Raw genomic sequence first — 17931 nt, forward strand, 5'->3', positions numbered from 1 at the left:
TCAACAGCACGAAGTCAGATGTCAAATGCGTTCGTGCGCTTGCCCGACAAAAAACCATAAATTGAACTTTCATTTTTAACCTTTGAGTTTCACGATTCCAGAGTCGACTAAGGTTTCAGCAATTTGAACTGAATTCCAAGCCGCTCCCTTTAATAGATTATCCGAAACAATCCAAAGATGAAGCCCATTTTTTACATCTAGGTCTTTTCTTATTCTGCCAACAAAAACTTCTTTTTTCCCGGCAGCGTCAACAGGCATAGGATAACTTAAATGCTCTGGGTCATCCACAACGGTTACCCCAGGTGCTTTAGAAAGAAGCTCAATTACTTCATCTACACTAACATCTTTGTCATCGCCTAATTCGACGTAAACAGATTCAGCATGACCTACCGCTACAGGTAATCTCACACAAGTTGCTGCGACTTTAAGAGTGTGATCATCCATGATTTTTCTCGTCTCATTGATCATCTTCATCTCTTCAAAAGTATAACGATTTTCTTGAAATTTATCGATCTGTGGAATCACATTAAAAGCAATTTGATGTGGAAATTTATCTGTTTTGGTTTTTTCTCCCTTTAATACCGATTTGGTTTGCTCCGTTAGCTCATTGATAGCTGATTGTCCTGCTCCTGAAACCGCTTGGTAGGTCGAAACCACCACTCTATTTAACTCGTACGCCTGACGTAAGGGTTCAAGAGCAACCACCATTTGAATGGTAGAACAATTGGGATTAGCAATAATACCTTTATGTTCACGTAGTGCCTCTGGGTTTACCTCAGGAACAACTAATGGCACTTCTGGATCCATTCGAAAGGCACTCGTATTATCAACAACGACGGCACCTCGTTTTGCAGCTTCGGGAGCTAATTGTTTAGAAACAGCTCCCCCGGCACTAAATAAGGCGATATCTATACCTTCAAAAGACTCAGGCCGTGCTTCTTCAACGCGAATGGTTTGTGATTTAAATTCGCGCGTTTGTCCTACAGACCGTTTAGAAGCTAAGAGCTTTAATTCTGCTATTGGCAAAGTTGAGCCTTCAAGCATCTTTAACATTTGTACACCTACAGCCCCTGTAGCTCCAACAATTGCTACATTTAACCCCTGTTGTTTATTCAAAGGGAACACACTCCTTATATTCCTCTAACTTACACTCAAAGGAGAAACGCAAGTCCTGAACGTTTCTCCATACATATACTTACTATTTTATCATATCCTCTAATGAAGAAAAGTGAAAGGGCTAATCACGGAATTTTTCTATTAAAACGGGCTGAATTTGTTTTTTCTGAAGGGCAGCCTCCACTGTTTCCGGGATAGCTTCCATTCTAGAAACCAAGGAGGTTTTCTTCTTAACGGGATCATCCTGCCCAAACGGTATAAAAAAGACATTCTTCGCCACCATAAGTTTCGCGATGTTCGCCATACTTAGTCCTAAGCCATCATTTGTCGATATCCCTAAGACAACAGGAGATTCGTTCCTAAGTGTTGCCTTCGCCGCCATCAGAACAGCACTGTCCGTCGTTGCGTTGGCAAATTTACTTAAAGAATTCCCCGTTAAAGGCGCAATAATCATGCAATCCATTGGACTATTGGGGCCAAAGGGTTCTGCTTCAACTACAGAGTCGATGACCTTGTTTCCAGTCACTTCTTCTAACTTATTAACCCACTCTTGCCCGTCACCAAAACGAGTATTTGTATTTTTTACTGTATAGGTGACAAACGGAGTGACATTGGCACCGAGTTCAACCAACCGTTCAATTTGGGGAACGACCTGACTATAGGTACAATGTGAGCCCGTCATTCCAAATCCGATATGTTTTCCCTTAAAGTCCACTCTCATCATCCTCCTCAACAAATTTCTCAAGTAAAAGCTCCGATAAGACATTTCCAATAATGCGACCCGCAGTTTTAGGAGCCACCATTGCTGGAATACCAAGAACATGAAGCGCCTTAATGCCGCGTTTTTCTGCATAACGAAAATCGGTTCCACCAGGATTTGAAGCTATATCCACGATAAGCGCACGCGAAGGAACTCTCGATAGAACTTTACCTGTTAACACTTTGGCAGGAATCGTGTTAATACAAACATCAACATCCACGACTTGAGATTCTAGATCTTTTATTTGGAAAGGCGTCATTCCCATCTCACGAATCCTCGCAAGACTTTCTGGTTCACGGGCCCCTACCCTAACGTTGGCTCCCAGTGCATCAAACGTTCGTGCTAAAGTCATTCCCGTGCGCCCTAAGCCAAGGACTATAACATTTGATTGATGAATCGTGATATCAGTATTTTGGATGACGATCATCAGTGTCCCTTCAGCCGTTGGGATTGAGTTATAGATGGCAACATCATCCCGTTCAAAAAGTTTGACAACTTCACGGTTACATTTCTTTGCACAATTACTAAGATAAGGCGTGGTAATCCCCGAATAGATCACACAATGTTCAGGCGTTTTTTTTAACCAATCTTCATGGATGCGAATGGTTTTATCACTAAAAATGGTTTCTACAACGCCATCTCCGTTGGTCCCACTTACCGGTAGGACTATCGCATCGACCTTCTCATATTCAATATCTTCTAGATCGACTTTAGAAACGCCTGTATAATACCGATCTAATTGATCAAATCCGACGAGGTCTAATGTTGCATCTAGTTCATTAAGTTTGCTAATCACTTCTAACTGTCGTGCATCTCCACCTAAAATAACGATATGGATGCCTGTTAACATCTGCTTTCCCCCTTTTTAATTAATCATGAGTCTGCTCCAAAGAAGGTTAAGTGTTTTCTTATTAACGGTTGCTAATGTACACATCACGCTAACCTTTCATCCTCGTTTTCCTGGGCCTTGAACATCCCCAATAAAAAAAGACTCACGGGAGAAGTCTTCTAGGTCAGTGTCTTGGATATAGTATGAAAGCACAACAGTAATGGTGAAAAATTATAAAAAGCGGAGAAGATACCCATTACGCCTTCTCCATTTTTTGGCTCAAACTTAAATATTGGGGGAACTAAAGAGTCGAACCAATAATAAAATTTCAAATAAAGATGACGAGACTCAAAAAGCATACAGAGTGTGATTTGATACATGATTGATATAAATTGCGACGTAACTTGAGAAGAGTTATGAGGGGTTAATAGTGGGGATTTCCACTGCAGGTCGCTCGCTTTCCTCATGCCTACACGATGTGGGTAGAGTCGGCGTTCGATGCACCATCGGGGTCCCCGAAAAGTGTTCTTTACTTTTTGGGGGGTATTAATGTGCTAGCTTCGGTGTTGTCACACAACGTGACGTTTTCAACCGAAGTTCCTTGGTTGTTATATTTGTGTTTCCCAAGTCTTTATAAATAAAAATCCCCTGTTCCTGCGTCTACGAGTATTGCCTCGTCGTCAGCTTTCTCGGAACTACTCGAAGTATTGTCGAGAAGAAACGCTGGCCCCGTTCCCATAGGACTCTAGTGTAGGCATCCGTGAATCAGCGGCGCTGCGGAACACACAATGTTTAAGGTTCCGAACCTCGCGCTTTACGCCACAATCCACTTCCATGCTGTCAATAAATGGTTGTAAATGATTAGGCCACAACCTGTATAAAAGCCCAAATTTTTTATATTTTAAAATGAGCCAAACCCCCTCCTTTACTTATACAGCTTAGTAAAAGAAGAAGCCTGACTCTTATCATCGTCTTAGTTTAATTTTGGTAATGCTCCGTTTGGACTAATCACCGAGCAGGAATAATCTTCTGCAAAAAGATGTTCTATTACAGTTTGAATATCATCAAGTGTTACTGCCTCAATCATCTTCGTCATGTCATCTAAAGAGCGATGCTTTTGCAGCAACAATTCATTTTTGGCATTGCGATTCATTCGACTTGAAGTACTTTCTAGACTCAACATTAAGTTTCCTTTGATTTGTTCCTTGCTATTATCTAATTCTTTTTGTGTGAACCCTTTCTTTTTAATGTCATCAAGGGTTTTAAATATCGTGCTAAAGAGTTCATCCATTTGCTCTGCACCCGTTCCACCATATATGGTTAAAAGGCCACTATCCCTATGAGCGGAATGATACGAAAAGATTGAATAAGCAAGACCTCTTTCTTCTCGAACCTCTTGAAACAGGCGACTACTCATACTCCCCCCAAGAATATTATTCAATATACTCATCGGAAACATGTTTTCATTTCCTAATGGATAGCCGTTAAATCCTACACATAAATGAGCCTGCTCAGTATCCTTTTGTTTGGCAATTTTCCCCGGGTGAAAGACAGCCTTCTCACCTTGTATGTCTGAGCCTTCAGCTTGGTATGTAGAAAAAATCCCTTCTATCTTCCCTATGATTTGTTCGGTTACATTCCCAGCTATTGAAACCACAATATTTTCAGGAAGATAATGCTCTTTCATATGTTGTTTGAGATACATCTTATCGAAGCTTTTGAGCGTCTCTTCAGTCCCAAGGATAGGATAGCCAAGCGGATGTTGTTTATAGGTCACTTGACTTAATAAATCGTGAACACGATCATCAGGAGTATCCTCATACATCTTTATTTCTTCGTAAACAACTTGTTTTTCCTTCGCCAGTTCTTCATCATCAAAAGTAGAATTAAATAGCATATCCGAGAGAATCTCTAATGCGTACTCCGCGTGTTCATCCAGCACTCTCGCATAAAGACACGTATATTCTTTGGAAGTAAAAGCATTAACCTGACCTCCAACACGATCAAAAGCCTCTGCAATGTCCCGCGCATTTCGATCTTGGGTCCCTTTAAAAAGCATGTGTTCGATAAAGTGGGAAATACCATTATTCTCTTCTGTTTCATCACGTGAGCCCGTTCCAATCCATAATCCTATTGTGACAGATCTTACAGATGGTATGTTTTCCAAAACTATGCGTACACCGTTTGAACATCTGTGTTTAGTAATCATGCTGCATCCTCCTAAAACGCCTATGCGATCATATTTCACCTACGAAAAATTAGCCTTAATGAATACTATAACACGTTCGGCGGCTTGTCACAATTTAAGCACATTCTATTAAAGGGATGTCAATTATCGATTCTATTTTCATTCGTAAGTTCACTTAATGTCCCTAACTGAAAACCTTTCTTTTTAATGCTCCCAATTATCATTTCCAAGGCTTTAACCGTTGATTCTGTTGGAGAGAACCGGATAATAGAACCCGATTCAACCTCGTTCGCTACGCGCCTGACCATACTCGTGGGCTGGCCACTGTTCCCGTCACCTGCATCAATGGTCCAGAGCGTGGTCATTAAATTTAATGAATAAGCGACATTCAACATTTGTTGATTATATTTCCCCATTGGAGGGGTAAACCATTTTGGTGTAACATCTAATGTCGCTTCAATAATATCATTGGTTTTATTTATTTTTGTCACCATCTCTTCTTTGGATTGTGTACTGAGGTCTTCTTGTGTAAGAGAATAGTTTCCAATTTCATGGCCCTCATCACTGATCATAAGCGCTAATTCTGCGTGTTTTTTCACCCAATCGCCATCTAAATAAAAGGTGGCTGAGACATTAGCTTGACTTAAGATATTTAATATTTTTGGAATATCCTCTTCCCCATCAGCTACATCAAATGCAAGGGCTACCATTGGTTTTTTTGGATTCCCGCGGAAAATTGGCGCGGGCTGTAAGTCTGATAAATGGATAGATGGTGACACTTCCTCATATATCAATCGATCAGGGCGGAAGGCTTTTGCTTTTTTTTGTTTTTCGTAAGAGGCCTTAACATTTATCGTTAAGCCATTATAACCAGGGATTGCTTTCCACACTTTATCTATTTTGGCATCAATAGGTTGAACATTGTGCTCATCCGCATAGTGCTTTATTTTAAGATAAAGTGAATCAGGATTTGTATCTACAGGCTTTGTTTCATAGACGGTAGGTAAGAATTGTGATTGGTAAAAGGCTTTATACGATGGAAACGCAGTGAATGTAAAGACCAAGAGGATCAAGAAAACAGCCCACTGCAATATCTTTATCCACACCATGTTTGGCCCCTTTCATACATAGTATACAAGTCATCTTGTACCACTAAGTTATGCATGAGGGTTCATAGGATAGAACAAGAGATTTGAGGATAGGGATGGAGCATAAAAAATAGATACAGCTAAAAGATTCTAATTCAATTTTGGGTAAGAAAGCGAAACCAATAATAGGGATTTCAAACGAAAATATGATGCTGAGGATCCTAGCAATTTATCCGCAGAAAGAAAACCGTTTTCGTGCATTTTCAATTCGCTTCATTTGCAATTGATATAGAATGCGACGTAACGCTTAAGCTAAGAGCTAACATAATAGGTGATTACTACTGGCTTATGATGTGGATTTGAGCTTCAGGTCGCTCGCTTTCCATGGGCACGGCCTCAGCTAACTAGGGAATGAATTAATTGGTTTCCCAAGTCTTTATAAATAAAAATCCCCTGTTCCTGCGTCTAAGAGTATTGATTCGTCGTCAGCTTTCTCGGAACGACTCGAAGTTTATTCGAGAAGTAACGCTGGCCCCGTTCCCATAGGACTCGAGTATCGGCATCCGTGAGTCAGCGGCGCTGAGGAACACACAATGTTTAAGTGTTCCGAACCTCGCGCCTTACGCTCCAATCCACTTGATTGCTGTTGATTTTTTTGTTAGTTAACTGCATCTTATGTGCGTGCCCACACTGTTTTGTTAGTTTCAGCCTTGATTCGTGCGTCATTTGTGAGTAGTGGCTAGCTTTTGTAAGTGTGGCCTTTCTTTTGTTAGTACAGCACCTCTTGTGCGCGTGCCTAGCGATCTTTTAATTTTTAATAAACAAATAACAAGCGGTTGGCTTATTGTTTTCCATCAAATTAGCGGAGGAAATACACGTAGACTCAAAAAATCGCAAACACCACGATTTTTCTGCGAGGATGATTCTCCTAGCAGCCTTCCTTAGTCCTGCGGGAGCAGAGGCTCACCAGCCTCCCGCGGAAAGCGTAGTTTATTCCCTTAGCGGTGCTTATGTGTGGTGAGTTACGTCTCCATTTCCTTCAGCTCCGAAAATCCATGATTTATTAAGTTGACATTTTCTAATAAATCTCAGATTTAATAATAGATTCTATTAGAGTAGGTTTACAAAGTATTTTTTAAAATGTGTTAAACCCGAAAATATATAATAGAGCCCAAAAAAAGAGTGTGGTCATTTTAAGACCTCACTCTTTTTATTGTTTCTGTTTTTCCTTCTCTGACTCAGTTTCAGTTGTCATCGCTTGTTTTCTAGACAACTTAATTCTTCCTTGCTTATCAATATCGATGACTTTTACAAGCACTTCATCACCTAAAGCAAGTACATCTTCGACTTTTGCAACCCTTTTATTATCAAGTTCTGAAATATGAACAAGACCATCTTTGGAATTAAACAATTCAACAAAGGCGCCAAATTTCTCAATGCGTTTTACTTTTCCAACAAACATGTCGCCAACTTTGACTTCACGAACAATGTCTTCAATTATCTTCTTCGCTTTCGCATTCATGGCTTGATCCGTTGAAGCGATAAAGATCGTTCCATCTTGTTCTATATCAATTTTCACACCCGTATCATCAATGATTTTATTAATGACTTTACCACTTGGTCCAATCACATCACGAATTCTATCAGGGTGAATTGACATGGTTAAGATTTTTGGTGCATATTGTGAGAGTTCTTCTCTCGGTTGATTAATGGTATTCATCATATGATTTAAGATCGTCATACGACCTTCACGTGCTTGTGTTAGAGCTGTTTCAAGAACTTCACGATTAATACCGGATATTTTAATGTCCATTTGTAGTGCTGTAACACCTTTTTCAGTCCCGGCAACTTTAAAGTCCATATCACCTAACGCGTCTTCCATTCCTTGAATATCTGTAAGGACCACAACATCATCTTCATGCTTGACTAACCCCATAGCAATCCCAGCAACAGGTGCTTTAATTGGCACACCCGCATCCATCATCGCCATTGTACTGGCACAAATACTCGCTTGGGAAGTGGAGCCATTAGATTCTAGGACTTCGGATACTAAACGAATGGTATAAGGAAAATCCTTTTCATTAGGGATAACAGGTTCAAGTGCACGCTCACCTAATGCACCGTGACCAATTTCCCGGCGACCTGGTGCTCTCATTGGGCGCGCCTCACCAACACTAAATGGCGGGAAGTTGTAATGATGCATAAAGCGTTTAGACTCTTCCATATCAAGACCGTCTAAAATTTGCACATCACCTAAAGCACCTAATGTACAGATACTAAGAGCTTGAGTTTGTCCACGTGTAAATAAGGCTGAGCCGTGCGTCCGTGGCAATAAATTAATAGCTGAAGATAGAGGACGTATCTCATTAATTTTACGGCCATCTGGGCGAATATTATCAACGACGATGGTCCGACGAACTTCCTCTTTCACAATCTTGTGTAAAACATCTTCTATATGGGCCAGCTTATCAGCATAGGCTTCGTCTTCTTCGTAACGAGCCAAAACTTCTGACTTCACGCTATCAATGGCTTGCTCACGCTCTTGCTTATCTTTCGTTAGAATCGCCTTCTTCAAGCCTTCTGTCGCTTCCTCGCGAATTTGTTTTTCTAGGGATTCATCCGCCTTGAAGAGTTCAACAGTCATTTTTTCTTTGCCCACTTGAGCTACAATTTCTTCTTGGAAAGCCACGAGTTTTTTGATATATTCATGACCAAATAATATCGCATCAAGCATGACTTCTTCAGGGACTTCGTCCGCACCTGCTTCAACCATGTTAATGGCTTCCTTGGTTCCGGCAACGGTAAGATGAACATCGCTTTCTTCCGCCTGTTTAACAGTTGGGTTAATCACAAATTCACCATTGACTCTTCCTACCACCACACCCGCAATCGGTCCTTCAAAAGGAATATCAGAAATACAAAGGGCTAATGAGGAGCCAAACATTGCCGCCATTTCTGATGAGCAATCTTGGTCAACACTCATAACCATGCTGACAACTTGTACTTCATTACGGAAACCGTCTTCGAATAAGGGTCTTATTGGACGGTCTATGAGACGACTCGCGAGAATAGCTTTTTCACTAGGACGACCTTCTCTTTTGATAAAACCACCAGGGATTTTACCAACAGCGTATAATCGTTCTTCATAGTTCACTGTAAGAGGAAAAAACGGTAAATCCTTAGCTTCTTTTGAAGCTGTAACCGTTGATAGTACTGCTGTATCACCATAGCGTACCATCACTGCACCGTTTGCCTGCTTAGCTAATTGTCCTATTTCTAAAGTGAGCGGTCTTCCTGCCCAATCCATCGTAAAACTTTGTTTCGATCCTTCAACCATATGTTTATATTACCCCTTCCGTCCAATCTTTTTTACGTAAACAAGGTCATTTAAAAACAGGAATTCGTGGGACACAGATCCGTTCAAAATTGCCCTTAACCGAACGTGCTCTTAACTTTGACCCTTTGACCCACAAACACCATTTGAGTAAGCACTCGGCATAAGTGAGATCATCGTTAAACATCGGGGCTACGGTTAGTCATTTCCTTCTGGTTAATACAACTTTACAGATCTATGATGTGTTTAATCCTATTCACTAAGATAACCATCAGTATGTAAATTAATAATAAAAACTGAGTTTAAATGCCAATTATAAGCCAAAATAGCGGAAAAAGCGGGAAGACTCCCGCTTTTAATCACTATACTATCGACGTAAACCTAATCTTTGGATCAAATCACGGTAACGTGTCACATCTTTGTTACGCAAATACGTTAATAGATGCTTACGTTTACCAACCATCATTAAAAGACCTCTGCGAGACGCGTGGTCTTTCTTATGAGTACGTAGATGATCATTTAAAGTGTTGATCTGTTCCGTTAGGATAGCAACTTGCACTTCTGGTGAACCAGTGTCACCTTCATGCGTTCTGAACTCTTCTACAAGTTGATTCTTGCGTTCTTTTGCTAATGCCATCCTTTTCACCTCCTTACTATAATCCCCGACAGCCTAGCCGTCGTTGGTGACTCGATCAGCCACGCTGTGGTTCATGGGTCAACAACTAGCATACAACGTTTCGACTTAAAATTCAAGTTTAATATAAAAACTTCAATGAATAGAGAGGCTCCAACATCTTCCTGCCTTTAAAAATAACGAATCAAGGATCGTTCAATAAGGGCACTCCCTCGGTTTTCGATTGAATCTATTTTACGACTGATATCAATGGTTCTCATGAAAGAATTGTATGATGTCTTGTTTATCCTTGCTCATTTGTGTAATCAAATCATCAACATTGGTAAAAGCAATATCATCTCTCATTTTCGCGTGCCATTCTACTTTGACAGTTTCACCATAAATCGTCTGATCAAAATCAAAGAGATTGATCTCAATAACTACTGGTTTAGCCCCTTCATAAAAAGTAGGGCGCTCACCAATATACCCCATTCCCTCATACCATTTATGCTCAACTTCCATACGCACGGCATAAATCCCTTGTGAAGGACAAACATAAGGTTCATGTGTTTTTACATTTGCGGTCGGAAAACCAAGGGTGGCTCCCCCTCTTTTGTCACCGTGAACGACCATCCCACTCATTTGATAGGGCCGTCCAAGAAAAGCAATAGCTTCATGGACCTTTCCGTCCAAAATCAGTTCACGAATATGGGTAGTACTTACTTTTTTATCACGAATGGTAAATTTGGGTATAGTTGTGACCCCAAACATATTGCGTGAATGATCTGAGAGGGTCTCCATCGTTCCCTTCGCCATTCGACCATAGCTAAAATCAAAACCTGCAACGACATGCTTAACATTTAAACGAATCACATACTGATCAATAAAATCCTGTGGCGAGAGACGACTAAAAGCCTGATCAAAACGAACAAAATAAAGAATGTCGACACCCATTTCTTTAAGTAGAGCCGCTTTTTCTGCTGGAGGCGTTAAATAATCCTCTCGCTTACTCATTTTTTTTAAGACGACTGAAGGATGAGGGTGAAAAGTCATAACGGCTGCTTTTTGTCCCTTTTCCCTTGCAATATCAATTGCTGTCTTTATGACTTTTTGATGCCCGAGATGGATACCATCAAAATATCCAAGTGCTAAAACTTTTTCACCTGCGTTATCTATCGGCCCCTCGGGTGGTTGAGTTAAATGGATAGTTTCCATAGACGCGCCACCTTCTTGTGTTTCAATTCGAAAATACTTTTTCTGGTTTGATATATTGTGGTTTTTGGGGATGTACTTTATAAATAGCGATACACTCACCTTGTCTATTATAAACTGTATGGGGTTCGTTTTTAAAGTCATCCGGTTTTACTAGCACTGAGCCGTTTTGAATTCGGCTTGCCGTTTCATCATCAACAATCCATTTGGGCATCCCACTAAGGGCTACATTTATTGGCTTAATAAATTGGTCAACATTACCATTTTCAATTGCCACTTCAATATCAGAGAAGGTCACACACTCTTCAAGCTGAAAAGCACCTGAACGAAGACGTGTTAATTGTGATAAATGAGCTGGATAGCCCAATTTGTGTCCAATATCCACAGCAAGCGTTCGGACGTATGTGCCCTTACTGCAATCGACAACAAAAGGAATCATTGTGGAAAACCGCTTTTCCTCACTATCAACACTCAAACGATGGATAGTAATCATTCTTATTGGGCGTTCTACGATTATTCCCTCTCGTGCGTATTCATACAATTTTTTCCCCTTCACTTTTACAGCAGAATACATCGGAGGAACCTGTGTTATAGCACCTTCAAAACTTTTAAAAACCCTTTCAAGCTCTGAACGTGACCAAGAATCGGTTACAGGTTTTTCTTCTATAGATTCTCCACTGGCGTCTTCAGTGGTTGTGGTTTTCCCTAAGGAAATGATTCCGCGATACGTTTTACTATCGGCAGTAATATATTGCGCAATTTTGGTCGCTTGACCAAGGCAAATCGGAAGGACACCGTCAACATCAGGATCTAAAGTTCCTGTATGACCGATTTTTTTCATTTTCAATAGTTTTCGCAAACGATAAATACAGTCGTGTGAAGTCATTCCTTTAGGTTTATATAGTGGCAATACTCCTGATAGCATGGTCTTGAACGACACCTTTCTTAGAAAACGGATAGGCTCCCGCTTGGCTACTTCATGGCAAGCGTTAATATTTTTTAGGTTATGTACGAGCTCTTTAATTTTTTCTCAGAGCAAAAGAAAGGATAGACAAAAGTCTACCCTTTGGTTTCACTCATCATGATGAATATCATGTAACAGGCGATTAATGCGATTGCCATATTCAATCGATTCATCAATTTCAAAACTAATTTCTGGCGTTTTTCGCAATCTTATGCGTTTACCTATTTCCGAACGGATAAATCCTTTGGCTTTATTAAGACCCTCTAAGGTTTCCGATTGTGAATCAGTACTAAGGACCGTAATATAAGCCGTAGCTTGTTGAAGATCTCCTGTCACATCAACACCTGTCACAGTCACAAAACCAACTCTAGGATCTTTGATTCGATTAGATATAATATCGCTGAGTTCTTTCTTCATCTGCTCGGCTATACGATTCACACGTAAATTCGCCAATGGACACACCTCCATTATAGTGAGTGATCAAAAAGGCTGAGCATCATCTTCACGATGGTGCCAAAAACAGCACTCTGTTTTTGAACTCAGCCTCATGGATATCCTCTTATAGCCATTCAAAGGTTGTATTTGTAATTTCAATTTCTGTATTTTGATCAATGAGTCTTAAGACCTTGGCAAATTCTTGTTCAACAACTTTCTTAGACGTTGAAACTGCCACAAAAGCCAGTTCTGTACGTTGCCATGTATCCTGATACCCCACTTCACTGCAGGCCACATTCAACCGGCTGATCGTCCGTCCTAAGATACTCTTGATGACTGAACGCTTATCCTTTAATGATTGTGCATTGTATAACAAGCACTCACAGCGAAGGGAGCCAATGATCAACGAGAAACCTCTTCCATAATCCAGGCTTCCATGGTATCTCCCTCTTTAATGTCGTTAAAATTCTCAAGGGTGATCCCACACTCGTAACCTGCACTGACTTCTTTTGCATCGTCTTTAAAACGTTTAAGGGTATCGACTTTCCCCTCGTATATGACAATACCATCACGGATTAAACGAATACCTGCTTCTCGTGATACCTTTCCATCAGTGACATAGCAACCTGCAATGGTGCCTACTTTTGAAACTTTAAAGGTTGTTCTAACTTCTACTTGACCGATGACTTTTTCTTCATATTCTGGATCAAGCATCCCTTTCATAGCGGCTTCCATTTCTTCAATCGCATTATAGATCACACGGTACAAACGGATATCCACTTTTTCAACCTCTGCCGTTCTTTTAGCATTACCATCCGGACGAACATTAAAACCAATAATAATCGCGTTTGAGGCTGAAGCCAAAATAATATCTGATTCCGTAATGGCCCCTACACCGGTATGAATAATATTGACACGAACACCTTCAACATCAATCTTTTGCAAAGAGCCTGAGACCGCTTCTGCTGAACCTTGGACATCAGCCTTAACGATCACATTAATTTCTTTCATGTCGCCTTCTTTAATCTTTTCGAAAAGATCATCAAGACTCACTTTGGATGTTTCTTTCCGTTCAGCTACGCGATTCTTCTCAGCACGAGCCTCACCAATTTGACGAGCTTTTTTCTCATCTTCATAGACAATAAACATGTCTCCAGCATTAGGCACGTCATTTAAGCCGGTAATTTCCACAGGCGTCGATGGTCCTGCCTGCTTCACGCGACGTCCTAGTTCATTGACCATCGCTCTCACACGGCCATAAGTATTCCCTACAACAATGGCGTCTCCAATATTCAGCGTCCCGTTTTGTACTAATAAGGTAGCAACCGGTCCACGGCCTTTATCGAGTTCAGCCTCAATGACGGATCCGCGTGCCGCTTTATCTGGGTTCGCTTTATAATCTTCAACTTCTGCAACAAGCGTAATCATTTCAAGGAGGTCATCAATACCTTCACCCTGAAGTGCAGATAACTTAACGAAGATGGTATCTCCGCCCCAATCTTCAGGAATAAGACCGTGCTCAGTTAATTCCTGCATCACACGATCAGGATTGGCGCCTTCTTTATCCATCTTGTTCACTGCTACAATAATTGGAACCTCGGCTGCTTTCGCATGGTTAATAGCCTCAATGGTTTGTGGCATCACACCGTCATCAGCAGCAACCACAAGAACAGTAATATCGGTTATTTTAGCTCCACGTGCTCTCATTGTTGTAAAAGCGGCGTGACCCGGCGTATCTAGGAATGTAATTTTCTTGCCCTCATGGGTAATTTGATAAGCACCGATATGCTGTGTTATCCCACCCGCTTCAGCATCTGTCACTTTAGTATGACGAATAGAATCGAGTAATGTGGTCTTACCGTGGTCAACATGACCCATGATCGTAACAACTGGAGGACGACCAACCGCTGTCTCTTCATCGATATCCAAGCCTTCATCTTCAAATGCTGTTTCATCAATGAAGACCTCTTCTTCAATCTTAACTCCGTAATCATCAGCAATAAGCTCAATGGTATCCTTATCTAACTGTTGATTCTTAGTAGCCATAACGCCTAAGGCCATGAGCTTTTTAATGATTTCTGTGGATTCTCTTCCTAACTTCTCAGCTAATTCACTTACAGCCAAGGAATCGGGAATCGTAATTTTTTCTGGAAGTGGTGTTTGTTGTTTTGGTTTTGGTCCTCTGTTGTCTTGTCTATTACGACGATTATTTCTTTTGCCTGAACGGTTTCCAAAGTGGCCATTGTCTGACCTCTTATTGTTACGGTTGCGAGGATCGTTATTTCTCGATTTATTTTTGGCGTTCGCATCCCCATTGTTATTTGTATTATTCGCTTGAGGTCTTCTGCTTCTTTCAGGTGACACCTTTTCATTAGAGTTTGCGCTCGGACGATTGCCTCTATTATTCGGACTCGCACCTTGTCTTTGGGTATGATTCGAACTGTTTGATGATTGATGGGAGTGAGACCTTTGTCCCTCTTTCGACCCACCGTTTTGGTTCCCTTTCGATGCAGGGTTTGATGGCCTATTTTGTTTAGGCGTCGCTTTTTGATTTGTATTTGGCTTTTCAGCCCCTAATTGTTGTTCTAATTGTTTGATTTCATTTTCTCCAATCACAGCCATATGACTTGATACTGGTTGTCCTAACCGTTCAAGCATTTCAATGACTTTTTTACTTGGTACATTTTTTTCTTTCGCAAATTCATAAACACGTTTTTTACTCATACATTCACCCCCGAAGTGATTGATCCAACATAGCGATCAATTGGTCACCAAAACCTTTATCGGTAACAGCGACGACAACACGTTCAGCCTTGCCAATCGCATGGCCCAAAACCTGGCGATCAGCAACAAACAATATAGGAACCTGATAAGACCGACATTTATCGCTAATTGTTTTTTTTGTTCGGTTAGAAGCGTCGTCTGACAAAATCACTACTTTAGCTTTATTTTGACGAACCGCCTGAATTACGGTTTCCTCTCCTGATATTACTTTCCTTGCACGATAGGCCAAGCCTAAAAATGAAAACCAACGCTCATTAGATGTCTTCACTTGCCTTCTCCTTGAACGAGCTTGCTCATTTCATCATATACGTCATCTGGAACGTCGGCCTTTAAATGTTTATTTAACAGTTTTTTACTCCGCGCGTTTTCGATGCAAGCAGTAGACTTAGAAATATAAGCCCCTCGACCATTTTTCTTGCCACTGAGATCCAAAAAGACTTCCCCTTCTGGAGATCTTACCACCCTAAATAGGTTTCTTTTATCTTCATTTTCCTGACATACGACACATTTTCTCATAGGAGTCTTACGCTGTTTCACGCGAAATCACCTACCTCTTACTCTTTATCCACAGAATCCGAGGTGTTCTCTGTTTCGTACCCCTCGTCGTCAGAAGTGTTTTCATCATTGTCTATAAGTTCAGGGTCTTCGATGTGATCTGTTTCATCAAAATACGTTGGCTCTTCATTTATCTCAGGTGTTGCCGCTTCATCAGTCTCAGACTCCACAAAGTCCTCTTGTTGTTGATCTGTTAATATCCCAAGCTCTTCTGCTTCTGATTCACTTTTAATATCAATCTTCCAGCCCGTTAATTTGGCAGCAAGACGCGCATTTTGTCCTCGTTTCCCAATCGCTAAGGAAAGTTGGTAATCCGGGACCACGACGGTCGTTGCTTTTTCATCCTCGTTAACAATGACTTCAACAACTTTTGAAGGGCTTAAGGCATTGGCAACATATTCAACAGGATCTTCTGACCAACGAACAATATCGATTTTTTCACCTTTTAGTTCATCAACAATGGCTTGCACACGTGCGCCGCGTTGACCAACGCAAGAACCTACAGGATCAACCTCAGGATCCTCTGCATGAACGGCAATTTTCGAACGGTCGCCTGCTTCTCTGGCAATCGACTTAATTTCAACGGTTCCATCATAAATCTCAGGAACCTCTAATTCAAAGAGCCGTTTGAGCAAACCTGGATGCGTCCGCGAAACAAGAACTGAAGGTCCTTTTGTTGTGTTTTCCACTTTGGTAATATAAACCTTAATACGATCGTGCGGACGATAAGATTCTGTCGGCATTTGTTCCGCTGCAGGTAACAAAGCCTCTAAGCGACCTAGATCAACGTAAATATAACGTGGATCTTGACGCTGAACGATCCCTGTCATAATATCATCTTCACGATCAATGTATTCAGAATAGATGACACCACGCTCGGCCTCACGTACTCGTTGAGTAACAACTTGTTTGGCTGTTTGTGCCGCAATGCGTCCAAAATTACGAGGTGTCACTTCTAACTCAATGACATCGCCTATTTCATACTGAGGGTTGATCTCTTTAGCTTCATCAAGTGAAATCTGTAATCTTGGATCTTCAACTTCTTCAACAACATCTTTTTGAGCAAAGACTTTAATCAGGCCGACTTGTTCGTTAATATCTACCCTTACGTTCTGTGCTTGATTAAAATTCCTCTTATAGGCGGATATAAGCGCAGCCTCTAATGCCTCAATAATAATATCTTTACTGACACCCTTATCCTTTTCCAGAGCGGTAAGCGCATCCAAAAGGTCACTTGTCATTTTTTTATCTCCCCTTTAGAAAACTTTGGATAATGAATGACCCAAATTCATTAATCCTTTTGTTAAGATCCTTTTTATTAACCCCTCTAAAAAATAATCGCTAAAGTTGCGTTGGCGATTTTTTCTATCGGAACTTGAACCTCATATCTCTTTGTTTTTTCCTTCATTGCCACCGTAACAAAGTCATCCGTCACATCAAGCAAGTGACCCTCAAATTCTTTATGACCGTCTATTGCTTCATAAGTTGTAATTCGGACGTCCTTGCCAATGGCCTTTTTAAAATCTTCAAGTCCTCGAAGCGGCCGCTCTGCGCCAGGTGAAGAAACTTCCAAATAGTAAGCATCATCAATAAAATCCTTTTCATCCAGAGCCTCACTTAAGCGCTCGCTTACCCTAGTACAAGTATCTAAGTCAATCCCACTGGGAGAATCAATAAAAACTCTTAGAAACCATGTCTTTCCCTCTTTTACATACTTAAGGTCAAAGAGCTCCAGGTCTAGTTCTTGTAAAATCGGTTCAATGATTTCTTTCGCTGTCTCAACGATCTTTCCGGCCATAATCATCCTCCTTTCTCATGCAGTTTTACTAAGATGAGTTTTTCCAAACATTTTAAGAAATAAGCATTATGTAAAAGCATCAACCCAAGTTGAACTTCTAAAAAGAAGCTTTTTTGAAAACGAAAGAGTGGGAAGCTCCCACTCTTTTCGCCGACCTATTCTCTAGTATTTCCAATCTTAATATATCATACCCATCCTATGCGTGGCAACTATTAGATCCCTTGTCCATACCTTTAAACCCATATAACACGCGTA

Annotated in this window: 16 protein-coding genes; all 16 read right to left on the bottom strand. The window is 40.8% G+C overall.

Annotated elements, in window-relative coordinates:
- Positions 1-75 precede the first annotated feature (75 nt).
- Positions 76-1116, bottom strand: a complete 1041-nt coding sequence (locus IEV91_RS10250) for an aspartate-semialdehyde dehydrogenase (RefSeq protein ID WP_188497339.1) — start codon at positions 1114-1116, stop codon at positions 76-78.
- 121 nt (positions 1117-1237) lie between these two features.
- A complete protein-coding gene (locus tag IEV91_RS10255; RefSeq protein WP_188497340.1) occupies positions 1238-1831 on the bottom strand; it encodes a dipicolinate synthase subunit B in 594 nt (197 codons plus the stop codon).
- Positions 1821-2726, bottom strand: coding sequence for a dipicolinic acid synthetase subunit A (gene dpaA / locus IEV91_RS10260; RefSeq protein WP_188497341.1), 906 nt, complete (start codon positions 2724-2726; stop codon positions 1821-1823). Before dpaA ends, IEV91_RS10255 begins: the two co-directional genes overlap by 11 nt.
- A 952-nt stretch (positions 2727-3678) precedes the next feature.
- A complete protein-coding gene (locus tag IEV91_RS10265) occupies positions 3679-4914 on the bottom strand; it encodes a M16 family metallopeptidase (protein ID WP_188497342.1) in 1236 nt (411 codons plus the stop codon).
- 119 nt (positions 4915-5033) lie between these two features.
- Entirely contained in the window at positions 5034-6002 is a 969-nt protein-coding gene (locus tag IEV91_RS10270; RefSeq protein WP_188497343.1) for a polysaccharide deacetylase family protein, read from the bottom strand.
- A 1189-nt stretch (positions 6003-7191) separates the two neighbouring features.
- Positions 7192-9318 (bottom strand): polyribonucleotide nucleotidyltransferase, encoded by a 2127-nt coding sequence (gene pnp / locus IEV91_RS10275; protein WP_188497344.1) that lies wholly within the window; start codon positions 9316-9318, stop codon positions 7192-7194.
- Between the two features lie 364 nt (positions 9319-9682).
- A complete protein-coding gene (rpsO, locus tag IEV91_RS10280; protein ID WP_188497345.1) occupies positions 9683-9952 on the bottom strand; it encodes a 30S ribosomal protein S15 in 270 nt (89 codons plus the stop codon).
- 243 nt (positions 9953-10195) lie between these two features.
- Positions 10196-11143, bottom strand: a complete 948-nt coding sequence (ribF, locus tag IEV91_RS10285; protein ID WP_188497346.1) for a riboflavin biosynthesis protein RibF — start codon at positions 11141-11143, stop codon at positions 10196-10198.
- A gap of 22 nt (positions 11144-11165) precedes the next feature.
- The gene (gene truB, locus IEV91_RS10290) at positions 11166-12065 is read right to left on the bottom strand and encodes a tRNA pseudouridine(55) synthase TruB (RefSeq protein WP_188497347.1); all 900 of its coding nucleotides are present in this window, start codon (positions 12063-12065) and stop codon (positions 11166-11168) included.
- A gap of 147 nt (positions 12066-12212) precedes the next feature.
- A complete protein-coding gene (rbfA, locus tag IEV91_RS10295; protein WP_188497348.1) occupies positions 12213-12572 on the bottom strand; it encodes a 30S ribosome-binding factor RbfA in 360 nt (119 codons plus the stop codon).
- A gap of 91 nt (positions 12573-12663) precedes the next feature.
- Complete coding sequence (locus tag IEV91_RS10300; protein WP_188497349.1) at positions 12664-12945, bottom strand: DUF503 domain-containing protein; 282 nt, start codon at positions 12943-12945, stop codon at positions 12664-12666.
- Entirely contained in the window at positions 12942-15263 is a 2322-nt protein-coding gene (infB, locus tag IEV91_RS10305) for a translation initiation factor IF-2 (protein WP_188497350.1), read from the bottom strand. Before infB ends, IEV91_RS10300 begins: the two co-directional genes overlap by 4 nt.
- Before the next feature lie 4 nt (positions 15264-15267).
- Positions 15268-15591, bottom strand: a complete 324-nt coding sequence (locus IEV91_RS10310) for a YlxQ family RNA-binding protein (protein ID WP_188497351.1) — start codon at positions 15589-15591, stop codon at positions 15268-15270.
- Positions 15588-15860, bottom strand: a complete 273-nt coding sequence (rnpM, locus tag IEV91_RS10315) for an RNase P modulator RnpM (protein ID WP_188497352.1) — start codon at positions 15858-15860, stop codon at positions 15588-15590. Before rnpM ends, IEV91_RS10310 begins: the two co-directional genes overlap by 4 nt.
- A gap of 17 nt (positions 15861-15877) precedes the next feature.
- Positions 15878-17119 (bottom strand): transcription termination factor NusA, encoded by a 1242-nt coding sequence (gene nusA / locus IEV91_RS10320; protein WP_188497353.1) that lies wholly within the window; start codon positions 17117-17119, stop codon positions 15878-15880.
- A gap of 86 nt (positions 17120-17205) precedes the next feature.
- The gene (gene rimP, locus IEV91_RS10325) at positions 17206-17676 is read right to left on the bottom strand and encodes a ribosome maturation factor RimP (protein ID WP_188497354.1); all 471 of its coding nucleotides are present in this window, start codon (positions 17674-17676) and stop codon (positions 17206-17208) included.
- Positions 17677-17931 lie beyond the last annotated feature (255 nt).

The organism is Pullulanibacillus pueri, from assembly GCF_014639255.1.
In the GTDB taxonomy this organism is placed as follows: Bacteria; Bacillota; Bacilli; order Bacillales; family Sporolactobacillaceae; genus Pullulanibacillus; species Pullulanibacillus pueri.

Bases quoted from the DNA above. Each gene is read 5' to 3' on its own strand.
- dpaA (WP_188497341.1), bottom strand. From the start codon at position 2,726: ATGTTAACAGGCATCCATATCGTTATTTTAGGTGGAGATGCACGACAG.
- IEV91_RS10265 (WP_188497342.1), bottom strand. From the start codon at position 4,914: ATGATTACTAAACACAGATGTTCAAACGGTGTACGCATAGTTTTGGAA.
- IEV91_RS10270 (WP_188497343.1), bottom strand. From the start codon at position 6,002: ATGGTGTGGATAAAGATATTGCAGTGGGCTGTTTTCTTGATCCTCTTG.
- pnp (WP_188497344.1), bottom strand. From the start codon at position 9,318: ATGGTTGAAGGATCGAAACAAAGTTTTACGATGGATTGGGCAGGAAGA.
- rpsO (WP_188497345.1), bottom strand. From the start codon at position 9,952: ATGGCATTAGCAAAAGAACGCAAGAATCAACTTGTAGAAGAGTTCAGA.
- ribF (WP_188497346.1), bottom strand. From the start codon at position 11,143: ATGGAAACTATCCATTTAACTCAACCACCCGAGGGGCCGATAGATAAC.
- truB (WP_188497347.1), bottom strand. From the start codon at position 12,065: ATGCTATCAGGAGTATTGCCACTATATAAACCTAAAGGAATGACTTCA.
- rbfA (WP_188497348.1), bottom strand. From the start codon at position 12,572: ATGGAGGTGTGTCCATTGGCGAATTTACGTGTGAATCGTATAGCCGAG.
- infB (WP_188497350.1), bottom strand. From the start codon at position 15,263: ATGAGTAAAAAACGTGTTTATGAATTTGCGAAAGAAAAAAATGTACCA.
- nusA (WP_188497353.1), bottom strand. From the start codon at position 17,119: ATGACAAGTGACCTTTTGGATGCGCTTACCGCTCTGGAAAAGGATAAG.
- rimP (WP_188497354.1), bottom strand. From the start codon at position 17,676: ATGGCCGGAAAGATCGTTGAGACAGCGAAAGAAATCATTGAACCGATT.